Source organism: Sedimenticola selenatireducens, assembly GCF_963675335.2.
GTDB lineage: Bacteria > Pseudomonadota > Gammaproteobacteria > Chromatiales > Chromatiaceae > Sedimenticola > Sedimenticola selenatireducens.
On sequence record NZ_CAXXYC010000004.1, the window covers coordinates 823,566 to 838,744 of the forward strand.

Genomic DNA, 15,179 nt, shown 5'->3' on the forward strand with positions numbered 1-15,179 from the left:
GATATTCCGTCGGTTATTTACCGTAAAGCGTTTCCGGGTCGATCAACGGTTCACTCACGACCTCGACCCGGTCCCCGCGCACCGCATTGTAAAAACAGGTGCGGCGGCCGGTATGGCAGGCAGGGCCGGTCTGATCGACCAGTAGCAAAATGGTATCGCCGTCGCAGTCAAAGCGCATATCCTTCAATAACTGTACCTGCCCGGACGATTCGCCCTTGCGCCACAGTTTCTGACGTGAACGGGACCAATAGCAGACCCGCCCCTTCTCCAGGGTCTCATCCAGTGACACCCGATTCATCCATGCCATCATCAGCACTTCACCGGTATCGTGCTGCTGGGCTATGGCCGGGATCAGGCCATCGCTGTTGTACGGAAGACTATCCAGCACCTGCTTCAACGGCAGGCTCTCGCCCAGCTTGAACTTTTCACTCTCTTTCATTATTGGATCCAATCGGTTTGCCTATGCTTTCCAGGGAAATCATACCACCGATAGGACGGCGCAATGTACCCCGGGCCGGTAGAGTGTGACTGATGCCTTACAGGGAAGCAGAGTGGTATACTCATAGGCAAGGTATACCTACCAGGAATCAGGCAGTGACCGAATACACATCAAAACTGAAACAGGCCGGACTCAAGGTCACTCTGCCACGACTCAAAATCCTGGAGATTCTGAGTCAAGGCGAGGGACAACACGCCAGTGCCGAGGATATATACAAAATACTGCTAACCCATGATGAAGATATCGGTGTCGCCACCATCTACCGCGTGCTGACCCAGTGTGAACAGGCCGGGCTGGTGAAACGCCACCAGTTTGAGGGGGGAAGGGCGGTATTCGAAATCGCAGAGGGCGATCACCACGACCACATCATCTGCGTCCGTTGCGGTGTGGTCAAAGAGTTCAACGACGAAACCATTGAGGCCAGACAGCGCCAGATCGCAGAGAAGGCCGGGTTCAAAATGGCCGAACACAATATGACCCTGTACGGACTCTGTAAAAAATGCCAGCAACTCCCGATGGAGAAATAAATTCGGCATCATGCATATATTCAGAATATCCTTCATCAACCAGGCCAAGGTCTACCAGCTCTACGCCGAGTCGGTCAGACAGGCGGAGGTGTTCGGTTTCCTGGAGATTCGTAATCTGATCTTTGGCGAGACCAGTAGCGTGGTTATTGATCCTGCCGAGGAGAAGCTTAAGGCTGAATTCGGCGGGGTAAGCCGCACCCTGATCCCGATGCATGCAGTCATTCGCGTGGATGAGGTGGAAAAGCGGGGTCAGTGCAAGATCATGGAACTGGACGGCAACGCCAATATCACCCCCTTCCCCAATCCCTGGTTCCGGCCCGACAAGGGCGCGGACAGTTAATGCCCCGAATATCGAACCGGCATTGAGAATAATCATTGTCGACCGGCACACCGCCTTTCATTATAAGACAACTATAATGTTCGGTGATCCCAATGACGGTGAAACGCCCACTGATCATCTATCTGTTGTTGCCGGGACTGTTGCCGCTGGCCGCCTGCTCGCCAGAACCACCGGCCACCGACAAAGAGATGAGCGTGCCTGCCCTGATTACAGCTGCAGAGCAGGGCGACATATCCAGGGTCCAGAACCTGCTCTCAGCGCACGACCCGGTGGACGGCCGGGATAGTTGCCAATGGACCCCACTGATGAAGGCGGCACTTTATGGTCACATCCAGGTAGCGGACCAGCTGATCAAGGCCGGGGCCAGAGTGGACTTGGTCGATAACGGTGGTTACACGGCACTGATGCTGGCTGCCTCGAACAATCATGCCGGTCTGGTCAAGGCCCTCCTGGCATGGGGAGCCAACCCGAACCTGCAGGAGTCCACCAAAGGCTGGACGGCACTGATCTGGGCCGCCAAGCGGGGGCACCTGGAGAGTGTCTCAGCACTAATCAGCGGCGGAGCCACCGTCGGCACGATAGATTTTGCAGGAGAAACCGCCCGCTCCTGGGCAGATAAAAACCATCACCCCCAAGTAATTCGATTATTGGACAGTTCCTGAGATCGGCGCAGCCAAAAAGCACACGCCGGTAACTAAAACCTGACCGCCATGGCAAGGAAGATCCATCATGAACATCAGCAATGATCAAGAGTTAAAAAACGCCCTGAACAACCTTCCAAGAGAGCAGCAACGCCTGCTCGGCGCACGCTTCACCCAGAGCGTATGCGAACAGGTAGATAATCCAAGTTTGATGAGTGCGTTGAAAGTGGCCCTGATATCGGACAGTACCGACCAGGAGCTGAAGGATGCCTTCAAGGTGGCGAAATCCATCGCCACCAAGACCTATACCGCCTGTGGCCGTGACGCAGACTGGGGTCTGCAGGCGGAACACTTCATCGCCGCTGCCTGTGCCGCCGCGCTGACTCCCGACGCACTGATAACGGAAAACTATAACGCCGCCTGGAAAGCCGCCATTCAATCACGCATGGCAAAAAACTGCCTGATGATCGAAAGCGACTCCGGTGAACTGGAAAATGAAGCCGACAGGCAGTACAGGCTGACCGAGAAGTTTCTGGGTGAATGATCGCGACAGATCAAAACCCTGAAATTCACGTTGAAAATTTGGTCGCCCTAAGGCGTATTATCGGCTGGTAATCTTTTGCACCGGGCCGAAGCCTTTTATGGCGAGACGCCGCGCGGACAACCATAGGATGGGCGACGCTTATCACTCCCGGCTCGCCCCTCGCCCGCATAGGCGAAGCGTAGCGTGCCCATTGAACACTGAGCAGGTGATAATGAAAGACCAACTAACCGCACTGATTGCGGATGCCCTGCATCCGGATCATCTCGAAGTAATCGATGAGAGCCACATGCACAACGTGCCAAAGGGCGCACAATCCCATTTCAAGATCGTGGTCGTCAGTGACCAGTTTGAGGGCCTGCCCCTGGTAGCACGTCATCGCAAGATCAACGGCCTGATCAAGCCACTGTTTTCAGGCAGCCTGCATGCCCTGGCGTTACATACCATGACACCGGCAGAGTGGGAATCACGGCGCGGCAGCGCCCCCGACTCGCCCCAATGCATGGGTGGATCGAAGTAAGGAATCCGGCGATTTTGGGATCGGAGTCAAGACGTCTCCGCTCTAACCCCCTGCCCCCGCTTGCACTTTCCCGGTTTTTTCCTTACTTTCAGTAAACCATAATAATGAAAGGGGGGTGGGTATGACGATTTGTTCACAAATCAAGGGCTATGCACGCAATCATGAACGGATTGCCGACTTCTCATCGCTCCTGGCGGTAGCCCTGCTGTTTTCCACTATCTGGATCGTCATTGATTATCAGGCCAGTATCTTCAGCTGGACCCAACAAAGCATCCTGCTGCACGGCCCGGCAGTCATACTCCTGCTGGTACTGGATGTCTTTCTCATCATCATGCTGTTGAATATCGGCTCCACCCGCCTCGAAGGCCCGGGTGATAATCGATCAGATCGCTGCTTCGGCACCTTTCGGGGGCGACGCCATGGGGGCTTCAACCTCGGCACCGCATTTCGCAACTGGGTCCAACATATTGAACAGGTCAACAAGAAACACCGCTGAACCCGTGTGCCGGGAAACTCCGGGCACGGGGGGCGCGACCCGGGGCCTGTATCGAATCCTCATCACCGCACTCATACTGGCCCTGCTGACCGGCTGCGCCTCCATGGCCAGGGAGCGACTGGCAACCAACCTGGCCAGTGCGATGCTGAACCAGGATGATCCCGATATTGTCCGGGCCGGGGCTCCGGCCTATCTGCTGTTACTCGACGGCATGATACGCGATAACCCGAACGATCAATCCCTGCTGCTGGCCGGCTCCCGCCTTTATGGTGCCTTTGCCACCGGGCTGATCCGTGAACCGGTCCGGGTCAAGCGGCTTACCCAGCGCTCCTGGGAATATGCCCAACTGGCATTTTGTGCCCGATACAGGGAGATCTGTGAACAGACGGACGCCCGCTATGACCAGTTTGCTGCAACTGTCGACCGAATCGCACCAGGCGAACTGAACCTGCTCTACGTATATGCCACCAGCTGGGCCGGCTGGATCGCCGCCCGCAGCGACGACTGGGGCGCACTGGCCGATCTACCCAAGGTGGAACACCTGTTGGAGCGGATCATCGCCCAGGCACCGGAATATGACCAGGGCCGGGCACAGCTCTATCTGGGGGTCATGCACTCCCAGCTACCACCGGCACTGGGCGGCAAGCCGGAAATCGGCAAGGCGCATTTTGAACTGGCAATCACCTACTCCGGCGGGCACGACCTGATGGCCAAGGTGGAATACGCCCGACGCTATGCGCGGCTGGTGTTTGATCAACCGCTACATGACCGACTGCTGCATGAAGTACTGGCGGCCCCGGCGCAGGCGCCAGATCTGACCCTGAGTAACATCCTGGCAAAACAGCAAGCCGAACTGCTGCTGAAGGATGAGTACTTCTAGACTCTGCCGTGGCAGAATAAGCATCAAGATTACGCCAATTAAAAACAATGCCTGGATGCCCCATGCCAAAACGCCTGCTCATACTGCTGCTCTTGCTGATCCCCGCCACCCAGATCCACGCTACCACATTGAAGATAGCCACACTGGCACCGGACGGCACCAGCTGGATGAACATGCTTCGATCCGGTGCCAAAGAGCTCGAACAACGCACCGATGGGCGAGTAAAACTGCGCTTCTATCCCGGTGGCGTGATGGGCAACGACAATAGCGTGCTGAGAAAGATCCGTATCGGGCAGCTGCACGGAGGCGCCCTTACCGCCGGCGGACTCGCAGCCGTCTACCCCGACATTCAAATATACAGCTTTCCGTTTTTGTTTCGCTCATTTGCCGAAGTGGACTTTGTTCGCGAACGCATGGATCCACTGTTGATGGCCGGCTTGAAAAAAGCTGGATTCGTCAGTTACGGCATCAGTGAAGGGGGGTTCGCATACCTGATGTCGCAGCAGCCGCTGGGGAACGTGGAACAGCTGCTGAAACGCAAGATCTGGACCCCGGAAGGAGATCAGATCAGCCTCAGCGCCTTCCAAAGCATCGGCGTCTCACCGGTGCCACTGCCCCTGACCGACGTACTGACCGGGCTGCAGACCGGCCTGATCGATACCGTCGGCTCATCTCCATCCGGCGCCATTGCGCTACAGTGGCACACCCGGATCAAGTATGTGGCCGATATCCCGCTGATCTATCTGTATGGCACCCTGGTGATCCGCGAGCAGGCGCTGAAGAACATCGCTCCCGACGATCGAAAAATCCTTAGGGAGGTCATGGCGGATCGGTTTCGGCAGATCAACCAGCAGATCAGAAACGACAACCTGGGAGCCCGGCAGGTGCTGGAACAGCGAGGCATCCAGTTTCATCAGCCGAAGGATGGAGAGCGTGAAAGCTGGCAGCAGTTGATTGGCAAGGTGGAGGCGGATTTGAAAAAGGAAAATCAGCTTGACCCGGTGCTCTTCCAACAGATTCAACAGCTGCTGGATGATTTCAGGAAAACGCAGAGGTAAGGCATGAAGACCCGCAACCTGCTGGCCGACCTGCCGGACACCGGCCGGGAAGAACAGATGGAAATGCTCGCCGGGAACCGCCACGCCAGACTACTGCGCATTATCAGTCCACCCCGCTTCAACTCAAGGCCGTTTCTGCAGCAGGAGGACGAGTGGGTGATGGTGCTGCAAGGTAAGGGAACCCTGGAAGTGGAGGGAAAGCGCCTCCAACTCGCTGCGGGCGACAGCCTGCAGATACCCGCCGGAACACCCCATCGGGTGGTAGACACGTCCACCGACCCACTCTGCATCTGGCTGGCACTGCACTTGGACTGTTTTATCCCGCCTCCCGGAGAGACAACTTGAGAGTGAGACTGGATCGGGCAAGAGCACAGCTCCAGCGGCTGGAGGACCTGCTGCTTGCTCTGCTGCTCACGGCCATGATCCTGCTTGCCACCAGCCAGATCCTGATGCGCAACCTCTGGGACTACAGCCTCGCCTGGGGAGACCCGACCCTGCGGCTGATGGTGCTGTGGATTACCCTGCTGGGCGCCGTGGCGGCGACCCGGGACAATAACCACATCCGCATTGACCTGCTCACCCGCTACCTCCCGGAATCGGCCGGCCGTATCGCCCGCCGACTGACCGATGGCTTCACCGCGCTGGTATGCCTCCTGCTGGCATGGCATTCAGCGAGGTTCGTGCTGTTTGAATACGAGGATGGCAGCCGTTTTCTCGACCTCCTGCCGATCTGGCCGTTTCAGCTCGTCATGCCGGTCGGTTTTTCCATCATCGCCCTGCGACTGCTGCTCAGCAGCTTCACAGGGCATCCGCGGCAAAGGGAGGCCGGATGATCCTGACCGGTCTGCTGCTGTTGCTGCTGGCGCTGCTGGGTGCGCCGCTGTTCGGCATTATCGCCGCCAGTGCCTTGCTCGGCTTCTACCGCTCCGATATCGACCTGTCGGTCGTGGCCATCGAGTTCTACCGGATCGCCGAGATGCCGGTACTACTGGCGATCCCGCTGTTCACCTTCGCCGGCTATCTGCTGAGTGAGAGCGGCGCCCCGCGCCGTCTGGTACGCCTCACCCAGGCACTGCTGGGGTGGATGCCGGGCGGCCTGGCGCTGGTCTCCCTGGTAGCCTGCGCCCTGTTCACCGCCTTTACCGGGGCATCCGGTGTCACCATCGTGGCCCTCGGGGCCCTGCTCTACCCGGCCCTGACCCAGTCCGGTTACCGGGACAACTTCAGTCTTGGTCTGGTCACTACCTCCGGCAGTCTAGGACTGCTGTTCGCCCCGGCGCTGCCGCTGATTCTCTACGCGGTGATCGCCCAACAGCTGGGCATTGCCCATAACATCACCGTGGACGCGATGTTTCTGGCGGGGATTCTGCCCGGCCTGCTGATGCTGAGCCTGCTGGCCGCCTGGTCCATCTTTTCCAACCGCTCCCTGCCCCTGACCCCCTTCTCCGCGAGCGAGGCGCTGGCGGCCGTGAAGGATGCCATCTGGGAGCTGCCGCTGCCCATCGTTGTACTGGGGGGCATCTACAGCGGCTTCTTCGCCATCTCCGAGGCCGCCGCGGTGACTGCCTGTTATGTGCTGCTGGTGGAGGTACTGATCCTGCGCGAGATCCCGCTCGGCAAACTTCCGGTGGTTATGCGTGAATCCATGGTGCTGGTAGGAGGTATCCTGTTGATCCTCGGGCTCTCCCTCGCCTCCACCAACTACCTGATCGACGCCGGGGTACCGAGCTTGCTGTTCGAGACCATTCGGGAGCTGGTCAGCGACAAGCTGACCTTCCTGATCCTGCTCAATATCTTTCTGCTGATCCTCGGCACCATGCTGGACATTTTTTCCGCCCTGGTGCTGATGGTGCCGCTGCTGTTGCCGATCGCCATCGGCTACGGTATCGACCCGGTCCATCTCGGGATCATTTTCCTGGCCAACATGCAGATCGGCTATTTCACCCCGCCGGTGGGGATGAACCTGTTCATCGCCAGCTACCGCTTCAACAAACCGGTACTGCAGCTCTATCTGGCCACCCTGCCCTGGTTCCTGATTCTGCTGGCGGCTCTGCTGGTAATCACCTACTGGCCCTGGCTGTCACTCGCCTTGTTATAGAGCCGTTGTCGGCTTACGCTGCGCCAAGACGACCTACCAACGGGAAAGGAACAATACCGTAGGTTGAATCAACCGGCGGGGCGTAATACAACATCCAACAGACCATGTCACGGAAATCGGCAGCACCTAGCGATGCCCCAGCAGGGCGTCCAGATGGGCCAGCACGCTGCGGGCCAGGGAGCCATGTTCATAACCCCCTTCCAGGGTCGAGACAATACGCCCCTCGGCATACTGGTCGGCAATGTCCTTAAGCAGGGAGGTTACCCAGTCATAGTCCGCCTCGCGCAAACGAAGGTGACTCATATCATCCGAGATGTGGGCATCGAAACCGGCGGAGATCATTACCAGTTGCGGCTTGAAGTGGTGCAGGGCGGGCACCCAGTGCGCCTCCACCTGTTTACGGAACTCGGCGCCATTCGCCCCCGCCGGGAGGGTGATATTGACGATGTGGTCCGTGTCCGTCTCATGCCCGGTAAAGGGATAAAAAGGGTGCTGAAAGCTGGAGCAGAACAGCACCCTGGGATCGGTGGCGAAAATATGTTCGGTACCGTTGCCGTGGTGCACATCAAAATCGATGATCGCGACCCGCTCCAGTCCATACTGCGCAATTGCATGGGCCGCACCCACCGCCACGTTATTGAAATAACAGAAGCCCATGGCGCGATCACGCTCGGCATGATGGCCGGGCGGGCGTATGGCGCAAAACGCCGAGGTCACCTCTTTGCTCATCACCAGATCAACACCCATCACTACCCCGCCGACTGCGCGCAGCGCCGCGTTCAGGGTATTCGGCATCATAAAGGTATCGCCATCCAGCTCCAGAATCCCTTCATGAGGCGCATCGGTAAACAGCATGCTGATGTAATCCGGATCGTGCGCCAGCTCCAGCTGCTCGCGCTTCGCCAGTGGGGCCTCGTACTGGTTCAAGGCGAGCTCCATTCCGGTACTGATCAACAGGTCCTGAATGGCACGCAGGCGCCCCGGCTGTTCCGGATGATCTTGACCAACATCATGCAACAGGCAATCGGGATGTGAAATATAGGCTATAGGCAAAACTCAACCCTCAAAAAAATGTAAAATCACCCTCACGCTGGAGTCTGTCGGGCTTGACCGATCGTAGCAAGGGAAGGCCGGTTTGAGACAGATTTTCTGATCTTTCGAGACGAATAGTGGAGCTATTCAACGAGAAAGATCGGAGAATATGGCCAAATCCGGCTTTTCCGCAGTAGATCAGTGTTAAGTCCGACAGACTCCTAAACTACTCTATTCTTTTCCTACGCAACAGGCAAAAAGACAATGGGCCCACACCATCTCGACACTCTTTTCTCGCCCAAGAGCATCGCCGTATTCGGCGCCAGCGAAAAGCCGGAAAGTATCGGCACCCGGGTCTTTAAAAATCTGCTTCAGGCCGGTTTCAAGGGCGAGCTTTACCCGGTCAACCCCAGCCATAAATCGGTTCAGGGTCATGCCTGTTTCAAACAGATCGGTGATATCGAACACCCGGTCGATCTGGCGGTGATCACTGCACCGGCAAAGACCGTGCCGGCAATTATCCGTGAATGTGGTGAACAGGGTGTTCGGGCCGCAGTGATCCTGACTCCGGGGTTTCGTGAAACCGGTCCGGCGGGTGCACGTATCGAGCGGTCGATTCTGGAGACCGCCAGGCACTACAATCTGCGTCTGGTCGGACCCAACTGCCTGGGCCTGATGCGCCCCAGCGTCGGGCTGGACGCCACCTTCCTGGAGACGCCCGCACCGGCCGGTGGTCTGGCACTGGTCTCCCAGTCCGGTGCCCTCTGCACCGCTATTCTGGACTGGGCAAAACCCCATCAGCTCGGTTTCTCTACCGTGGTCTCGCTGGGCAATGCCATCGATATCGATTTTGGTGACGTCCTGGATTACCTGGCTTCAGACTACAAGACATCGGCCATCCTGCTCTATATCGAGGGGATTCACGATGCCCGGGCGTTCATGAGCGGCCTGCGTACAGCCGCCCGCGCCAAGCCGGTCATTGTGCTGAAGGTCGGCCGGCATGCCAGGGGATCACAGGCGGCCAGTACCCATACCGGGGCCATGATCGGCTCAGATGATGTGTTTGATGCCGCACTGGAACGGGCCGGCGTGGTCAGAGCCATGACCTTCGGACAACTGTTCGCCGCCGCGGAAATACTCTCGGCCGGGAAAAAGGTCAATGGCAACCGGTTGGCCATTATCACCAACGGGGGAGGCCCCGGCGTCCTGGCCACTGACCGGGCAGAGGACCTGCGGGTCGAAATAGCCCATCTGAGTGATGAGACAGTTGCCGCCCTGGACAAGCACCTGCCGGGCAACTGGTCCCACAGCAACCCCATCGACATCACCGGCGATGCCGGTGCGGAGGCCTATGGCGAGGCGGTCAAGGCGTGCCTGAAGGACCCCGGGGTGGATGGCATCCTCACCCTGTTCACCCCCCTGCCCATGAGCAATCCGCTGGATTCGGCCCAGGCTGTGATCGAGGCGGCCAAGGAGAGAAAGGGCAAGCCGGTACTGGCGTGCTGGATGGGGGAGACGCGCATTCGCGAGGCGCGGGAACGACTGTCGTCCAACCACCTGCCCAGCTTTATCACACCGGAGCGGGCGGTCGAGGCATTTGCCTACCTCTCCCGACACTGCCAGAACCAGAAGCTGCTGCTGCAGACTCCGGGACCGCTCTCGGATCAGCGCGAACCCGATGTGGAGGGAGTCCGGCTGATCATGGAGGCCGCACTGGCTGAGGGTCGGGAAATGCTCTCCGATCTGGAATCAAAGGCGGTATTGCGCGCCTTTCACATCCCCTGCACCCAGACCATTGAGGCCGGCACGCCCACTCAGGCCCTGGTGGCGGCGGAGACGGTCGGCTTTCCGGTGGCGCTGAAGATCAACTCCCCAGACATCAGCCACAAATCAGATGTGGGAGGGGTGCGGCTGAATATCACCAACGCCCCGGAGGTCCATAGCGCCTTCAAGTCGCTGGTAGAGTCGGTGCAGAAGCGGCACCCGGAGATGAAGATTCTGGGTGTTACGGTGGAACCCATGTCCTCCAACCCCAATACCCGGGAGCTGATGGTCGGGGTGAAGCGTGACCCGGTCTTCGGCCCGGTCATTGCCTTCGGCTCCGGAGGCACTGCCGTGGAAATACTGCGTGACAGTGCCGTGGCCCTGCCACCACTCAACAGCCTGCTGGCACAGCGCCTGATCGCCCGTACCCGCGCGGCCAAACTGCTGGAACCGTTTCGGCAGATGTCTGCAGTCAACCCGGAGGATGTGGAGCATGTGCTGTTGCGGGTATCCGACATGGTCTGTGAACTACCCCATATCAAGGAGATGGATATCAATCCATTGCTGGCGGATGAGCATGGCGTTGTGGCGGCAGATGTGCGTATTCGAGTGGCGCGGCCCTCTACGGCACCCATTCCCTACGCCCACATGGCCATCCACCCCTACCCCTCCCAACTGGTCAACCGCTTCCACCTGCCAGACGGCACTGCCCTGACCATACGCCCGATCCGCCCGGAAGATGCCGACACGGAGCAGGAGTTCGTGCGTAACATGTCACCGGAAGCAAAATATTTCCGTTTTATGCAGACCATCGATGAGCTGACACCCGAGATGCTGGCGCGCTTTACCCAGCCCGACTACGACCGGGAGATGGCACTGATCGCGGTTATTAACGAAAATGGCAAACGGACCCAGCTGGGCGTGGCCCGCTACACCGTCAACCCCGACAGCCAATCCTGCGAATTTGCCCTGGCGGTACTGGATACCAAACGCCGCATGGGCATCGGCTCAAAACTGATGGAAGCACTGATGGAAGCAGCCAGAACCCGGGGCATCCGCCTGATCGAGGGTGAGGTGCTGTCGGATAACAACCGCATGCTGTCATTGATGCGTAGACTGGGTTTTGCCATCCGCAATTCCCCGGAAGACACCGGCATAAGGATTGTTGAGCGCTGGCTGTGAGACGAGCTGCCGGGGTGCCCCCCTGGCCTGCAGGAGGCCAGCCCTCGGGCCGATTGGTCGCGGCACTGTCGTGGATCGATCATCGCGGCGAGGGCGCCGCTCCTACAGGCAGGTAGGCCGCAAGGTGGGTTAGGTGCGCCTTGCGCGGGAGGTGGCCGTTTACTCTGCACCATGCGCGCGCCGCTAACCCACCCTACCACTGAGAATAGCCGCCCATAAAAATAGGGGCAGGCACGGAGGCCTGCCCCTACCAGCGATGAATTGAATCAGATCTCTATGGCGTGCTTCTGGACGCGATAGAGCAGGGTATCGCGGGTCAGCCCCAGCAGACGCGCCGCCTTGCTGCGATTACCACCGCTCATGCAGATCGCCTGGCGGATGATATCGCCCTCCAGCGCAAACAGATCGACCCCCTCTTCCGGCAGGGAGAACAATCCCGCCTTGGCCGCGGTGGCGTTATCCCGTCGCATCTCCAGTGGCATATCGGCAGGCTGGACAATGGCCCCAGGCATCAGGATCACCATGCGCTGACAGAAATTGCGCAGCTCCCGCACATTGCCGGGCCAACGATACTGTTTCACCAGATTGCGTGCAGTAACCGAGTAGCGCGGGGCCTTTCGGCCATGATGCCTTGCCAGATCGGCGGTAAACTGTTTGAGCAACAGCACAATATCATCGGTACGCTCACGCAGCGGCGGCAACGCCAGCGGCACCACATGCAGCCGATAATAGAGGTCTTCGCGGAACTCGCCGGACTTCTGCAGTGACAACAGGTCGGTGCAGGTAGAGGCCAGCACCCGCACATCGGGGTAACCGGCATGGCGCGCCTCCACCGACTCGATGAAATGCAGCAGCTTGGCCTGCGCTTCCAGTGACAGATCCGCCACCTCATCAAGATAAAGGGTGGAACCACTGGCCGTAGCCTTCAAATCCGCCTCGAACTGCCGCTCGTCGATACCGGCACAACCGATCATCCGAAAGCGACCGTTCGAGCGCCGGCTCGCACTATGGATCTCCCGGGCCATTGACGCCTTTCCCGACCCCGGCTCCCCGGTAATCAGCACGGTAACATCCGTCCCCGCCACCATACGGGCGGCATTTACCGCCCGATTGAATACGGGTGAGCTGCCATACATCTTTTCTGCAACACTGTTCATATCCGTATCACTCGCTGTTAGTTGGGTGTCTGTTGATATGCAGTCACATCAAGCAACCCCGGAAACCATAGGGTCAACAGACCTAGCAATATAATAATCAACCCGACCGCCACCTTCAAATAGGGATTTTGCGCATAGCGGTAGAGCCGTCCGGCCAGCATGCCGGTTGCCACCACCGAAGGCAGCGTGCCCAGACCGAAGGCCGCCATATAGAGTGCGCCATCCACCGGCCCCACCTTGGTAGCAGTGGAGATCAGCATGGTATACACCAGTCCGCAGGGCAACCATCCCCAGACCGCCCCATAGGCCACCGCCTGTGGAATCGATTCAACCGGCATCAGTCGGCGGCCCAGCGGTTCGAGCCAACGCCACAAAGGGGCGCCGAGCCGCTCCACCTGCGCCAGACGCGGCAGCCAACCCGCCACATGCAGACCAATCAGCACCATGATCAGCGCGGCGAACCACTGCAACCAGCGATGTCCCTCTCCGGGACCAAGCGCCTCCAGCAGTGCACTGCCCAGCAGACCGATCAAGGCCCCGGCGGCCGCATAACTGAGCACCCGCCCACTGTTATAGGCCAGCAGAAAAATCAAAAATTTAACATTATTCTGTCGCAGGGTGGGCGGCAAACCGTAGCTTAGCGCCCCCATAATGCCCCCACACATGCCGATACAGTGCACGGCACTGAACAGCCCGACAGTAAACGCCAGTGGCAATGACAGGTCCAATTGTGTTCCACCATCTCTTATCCGGCCCACGGGTAGCACGGAGTGGCCCGTGTCACCCGCCGATGTGATGACCCGTCAGTGCCATCACCTGCACAACATCTTCTCGCATCGCTATGATATGCCATTCTCCACCAATATGGATTGATCAATAACAATTGCTCCCATCATACGGCACAATTCCCTGCTACTGCGGTTGCCGGGAAAGACTGATAAAGTGAGCGGGCCGCGCAAGTCACAGGAATAATAATGAAAGAGTTGCACGATCTTGAACTGATCCTGACATCCCATACACCGGTCATCGTGATCGAATCACTGGAAGAGATACGGGTCACGCAGATGCTCACCCAACTCGGCCTGCGCCTGGACCGCCCGATGTACCAGTGGACGGTTACCGAAGGACTCAAGCGACTGGAGGCAGATCTCGGCGTGCAGAAGTTCACCTCGGAACCACGGGAAGTCCTGAAACATATCAAGGCCCTGTCACGGCCCGGCTATTTTTTGCTACTGGACTTCCACCCTTTCCTGGACGACCCGATCCATGTGCGGCTGATCAAGGAGATTGCCCAGGAACACGAACAGATTGCCAAGACCCTGATTTTCCTCAGCCACGATATCCCCATACCGGCGGAAATCAGACACCTTACGGCACGCTTCAATCTGCGTCTGCCGGATCGCGCCGGCATCAAGATGCTGATCAAGGAGGAGGCGCGACGCTGGCAGTCACAGAACCGCCGCAAGGTGCAGGCTGATCCCATGGCCGTGGACCGGCTGGCCTCCAACCTCACCGGCGTCACCGCCACTGACGCCCGTCGCCTGATTCGATCGGCGATCGAAAATGACGGCGCCATCAGCCGTGACGACCTGCCCGGACTGATGAAGACCAAGTATGAACTGATCAATCAGGACGGCGTTATCGCCTTCGAATACGACACCGCCAGCTTTGCCGAGGTGGCCGGTCTGACACGCCTCAAGGAGTGGTTGAGCCATCGCCACAAGTCCTTCGCCGGGCAGACCAGCAGCCTGGATCAGCCGCGGGGCATCATGCTGCTGGGGGTCCAGGGGGCAGGCAAGAGTCTGGCCGCCAAGGCGGTCGCCGGCGCCTTCAGCGTGCCACTGCTGCGCATTGATTTCGGCATCCTTTATAACAAATACATTGGCGAAACCGAGAAGAACCTGCGCAACGCCCTGGAGATCGCCGAAAGCATGGCACCTTGTGTACTCTGGATGGACGAGATAGAAAAGGGCGTCTCTCCCGGCCAGGCGGATGACGGGGTATCGCTGCGCATACTGGGCACCCTGCTCACCTGGATGGCGGAAAACCGCAGCCAGGTATTTATCGTCGCCACCGCCAACGATATTCAGCGCCTGCCGCCCGAACTGATACGCAAGGGCCGGCTGGATGAGATCTTCTTTATCGATCTGCCCGGTGAAGAGGTGCGCCGGGAGATTTTTGATATCCACCTGCGTCGGCGCAATCAAGCCCCGAGCGGTTTTGACCTGGAACTGTTGGCCAGTGCCAGCGAGGGTTTCACCGGCGCGGAGATCGAACAGGCTATCGTCTCAGCCCTCTACGCAGCCCAGGCGCAGGAGAGCAAGCTGGATACCCGGCACCTGCTGGCCGAGATAGAACGGACCCGCCCGCTCTCGGTGGTGATGGCGGAAAAGATCACGCAACAGCGGGAGTGGGCAGCGGGCCGGACCGTAGCGGCAGACTGA

The 15,179-nt window shown here is 58.8% G+C and carries 17 protein-coding genes; 13 read left to right on the top strand and 4 right to left on the bottom strand.

Features of this window, described 5'->3' with window-relative positions:
- Positions 1-13 precede the first annotated feature (13 nt).
- Positions 14-439 carry a phosphoribosyl-AMP cyclohydrolase gene (gene hisI, locus ACHZBF_RS14980; protein WP_051301747.1) on the bottom strand — a complete coding sequence of 142 codons (426 nt, stop codon included), beginning with the start codon at positions 437-439 and terminating at the stop codon, positions 14-16.
- 155 nt (positions 440-594) lie between these two features.
- Here hisI and fur point away from each other — a divergent pair, with 155 nt between their 5' ends.
- From fur to ACHZBF_RS15035, 11 genes are all read left to right on the top strand, one after another.
- Positions 595-1,026 carry a ferric iron uptake transcriptional regulator gene (gene fur, locus ACHZBF_RS14985; RefSeq protein WP_029131943.1) on the top strand — a complete coding sequence of 144 codons (432 nt, stop codon included), beginning with the start codon at positions 595-597 and terminating at the stop codon, positions 1,024-1,026.
- A gap of 10 nt (positions 1,027-1,036) precedes the next feature.
- Positions 1,037-1,366, top strand: a complete 330-nt coding sequence (locus tag ACHZBF_RS14990) for a DUF1820 family protein (protein WP_029131942.1) — start codon at positions 1,037-1,039, stop codon at positions 1,364-1,366.
- A gap of 92 nt (positions 1,367-1,458) precedes the next feature.
- On the top strand, positions 1,459-2,028 hold the full coding sequence (locus tag ACHZBF_RS14995) for an ankyrin repeat domain-containing protein (RefSeq protein ID WP_321528903.1): 570 nt from the start codon (positions 1,459-1,461) through the stop codon (positions 2,026-2,028).
- 67 nt (positions 2,029-2,095) lie between these two features.
- Positions 2,096-2,551, top strand: a complete 456-nt coding sequence (locus ACHZBF_RS15000; protein ID WP_037374535.1) for a hypothetical protein — start codon at positions 2,096-2,098, stop codon at positions 2,549-2,551.
- Between the two features lie 205 nt (positions 2,552-2,756).
- On the top strand, positions 2,757-3,068 hold the full coding sequence (locus ACHZBF_RS15005; RefSeq protein WP_029131939.1) for a BolA family protein: 312 nt from the start codon (positions 2,757-2,759) through the stop codon (positions 3,066-3,068).
- A gap of 121 nt (positions 3,069-3,189) precedes the next feature.
- Complete coding sequence (locus ACHZBF_RS15010; RefSeq protein ID WP_321528904.1) at positions 3,190-3,564, top strand: cell division protein BolA; 375 nt, start codon at positions 3,190-3,192, stop codon at positions 3,562-3,564.
- Positions 3,565-3,568: 4 nt separating this feature from the next.
- On the top strand, positions 3,569-4,444 hold the full coding sequence (locus ACHZBF_RS15015; RefSeq protein WP_321528905.1) for a TRAP transporter TatT component family protein: 876 nt from the start codon (positions 3,569-3,571) through the stop codon (positions 4,442-4,444).
- 62 nt (positions 4,445-4,506) lie between these two features.
- Positions 4,507-5,502, top strand: a complete 996-nt coding sequence (locus ACHZBF_RS15020) for a TRAP transporter substrate-binding protein (protein WP_321528906.1) — start codon at positions 4,507-4,509, stop codon at positions 5,500-5,502.
- Positions 5,503-5,505: 3 nt separating this feature from the next.
- The gene (locus tag ACHZBF_RS15025) at positions 5,506-5,847 is read left to right on the top strand and encodes a cupin domain-containing protein (RefSeq protein ID WP_321528907.1); all 342 of its coding nucleotides are present in this window, start codon (positions 5,506-5,508) and stop codon (positions 5,845-5,847) included.
- Positions 5,848-5,849: 2 nt separating this feature from the next.
- Positions 5,850-6,335, top strand: coding sequence for a TRAP transporter small permease (locus ACHZBF_RS15030; protein WP_321529393.1), 486 nt, complete (start codon positions 5,850-5,852; stop codon positions 6,333-6,335).
- Positions 6,332-7,600 carry a TRAP transporter large permease gene (locus ACHZBF_RS15035; RefSeq protein ID WP_321528908.1) on the top strand — a complete coding sequence of 423 codons (1,269 nt, stop codon included), beginning with the start codon at positions 6,332-6,334 and terminating at the stop codon, positions 7,598-7,600. Before ACHZBF_RS15030 ends, ACHZBF_RS15035 begins: the two co-directional genes overlap by 4 nt.
- A 126-nt stretch (positions 7,601-7,726) precedes the next feature.
- Here the strand turns inward: ACHZBF_RS15035 and ACHZBF_RS15040 are convergent, their stop codons facing one another.
- Entirely contained in the window at positions 7,727-8,617 is an 891-nt protein-coding gene (locus ACHZBF_RS15040; protein ID WP_321528909.1) for a histone deacetylase family protein, read from the bottom strand.
- A 279-nt stretch (positions 8,618-8,896) separates the two neighbouring features.
- Here ACHZBF_RS15040 and ACHZBF_RS15045 point away from each other — a divergent pair, with 279 nt between their 5' ends.
- Positions 8,897-11,578, top strand: coding sequence for a bifunctional acetate--CoA ligase family protein/GNAT family N-acetyltransferase (locus ACHZBF_RS15045; RefSeq protein WP_273440749.1), 2,682 nt, complete (start codon positions 8,897-8,899; stop codon positions 11,576-11,578).
- Between the two features lie 266 nt (positions 11,579-11,844).
- On the opposite strand, the gene ACHZBF_RS15050 is transcribed toward ACHZBF_RS15045, so the two are convergent.
- Together ACHZBF_RS15050 and ACHZBF_RS15055 are read right to left on the bottom strand one after the other, a co-directional pair.
- Positions 11,845-12,735 (bottom strand): sigma 54-interacting transcriptional regulator, encoded by an 891-nt coding sequence (locus ACHZBF_RS15050; protein ID WP_029134240.1) that lies wholly within the window; start codon positions 12,733-12,735, stop codon positions 11,845-11,847.
- A 17-nt stretch (positions 12,736-12,752) separates the two neighbouring features.
- A complete protein-coding gene (locus tag ACHZBF_RS15055) occupies positions 12,753-13,463 on the bottom strand; it encodes a sulfite exporter TauE/SafE family protein (RefSeq protein ID WP_029134241.1) in 711 nt (236 codons plus the stop codon).
- Positions 13,464-13,709: 246 nt separating this feature from the next.
- Between ACHZBF_RS15055 and ACHZBF_RS15060 the strand changes: the two genes are divergently transcribed.
- Positions 13,710-15,179, top strand: coding sequence for an AAA family ATPase (locus ACHZBF_RS15060; RefSeq protein WP_029134242.1), 1,470 nt, complete (start codon positions 13,710-13,712; stop codon positions 15,177-15,179).

Coding starts and splice junctions, on each gene's coding strand:
- hisI (WP_051301747.1), bottom strand. CDS start 439: ATGAAAGAGAGTGAAAAGTTCAAGCTGGGCGAGAGCCTGCCGTTGAAG.
- ACHZBF_RS14990 (WP_029131942.1), top strand. CDS start 1,037: ATGCATATATTCAGAATATCCTTCATCAACCAGGCCAAGGTCTACCAG.
- ACHZBF_RS14995 (WP_321528903.1), top strand. CDS start 1,459: ATGACGGTGAAACGCCCACTGATCATCTATCTGTTGTTGCCGGGACTG.
- ACHZBF_RS15000 (WP_037374535.1), top strand. CDS start 2,096: ATGAACATCAGCAATGATCAAGAGTTAAAAAACGCCCTGAACAACCTT.
- ACHZBF_RS15010 (WP_321528904.1), top strand. CDS start 3,190: ATGACGATTTGTTCACAAATCAAGGGCTATGCACGCAATCATGAACGG.
- ACHZBF_RS15020 (WP_321528906.1), top strand. CDS start 4,507: ATGCCAAAACGCCTGCTCATACTGCTGCTCTTGCTGATCCCCGCCACC.
- ACHZBF_RS15025 (WP_321528907.1), top strand. CDS start 5,506: ATGAAGACCCGCAACCTGCTGGCCGACCTGCCGGACACCGGCCGGGAA.
- ACHZBF_RS15035 (WP_321528908.1), top strand. CDS start 6,332: ATGATCCTGACCGGTCTGCTGCTGTTGCTGCTGGCGCTGCTGGGTGCG.
- ACHZBF_RS15045 (WP_273440749.1), top strand. CDS start 8,897: ATGGGCCCACACCATCTCGACACTCTTTTCTCGCCCAAGAGCATCGCC.
- ACHZBF_RS15050 (WP_029134240.1), bottom strand. CDS start 12,735: ATGAACAGTGTTGCAGAAAAGATGTATGGCAGCTCACCCGTATTCAAT.
- ACHZBF_RS15060 (WP_029134242.1), top strand. CDS start 13,710: ATGAAAGAGTTGCACGATCTTGAACTGATCCTGACATCCCATACACCG.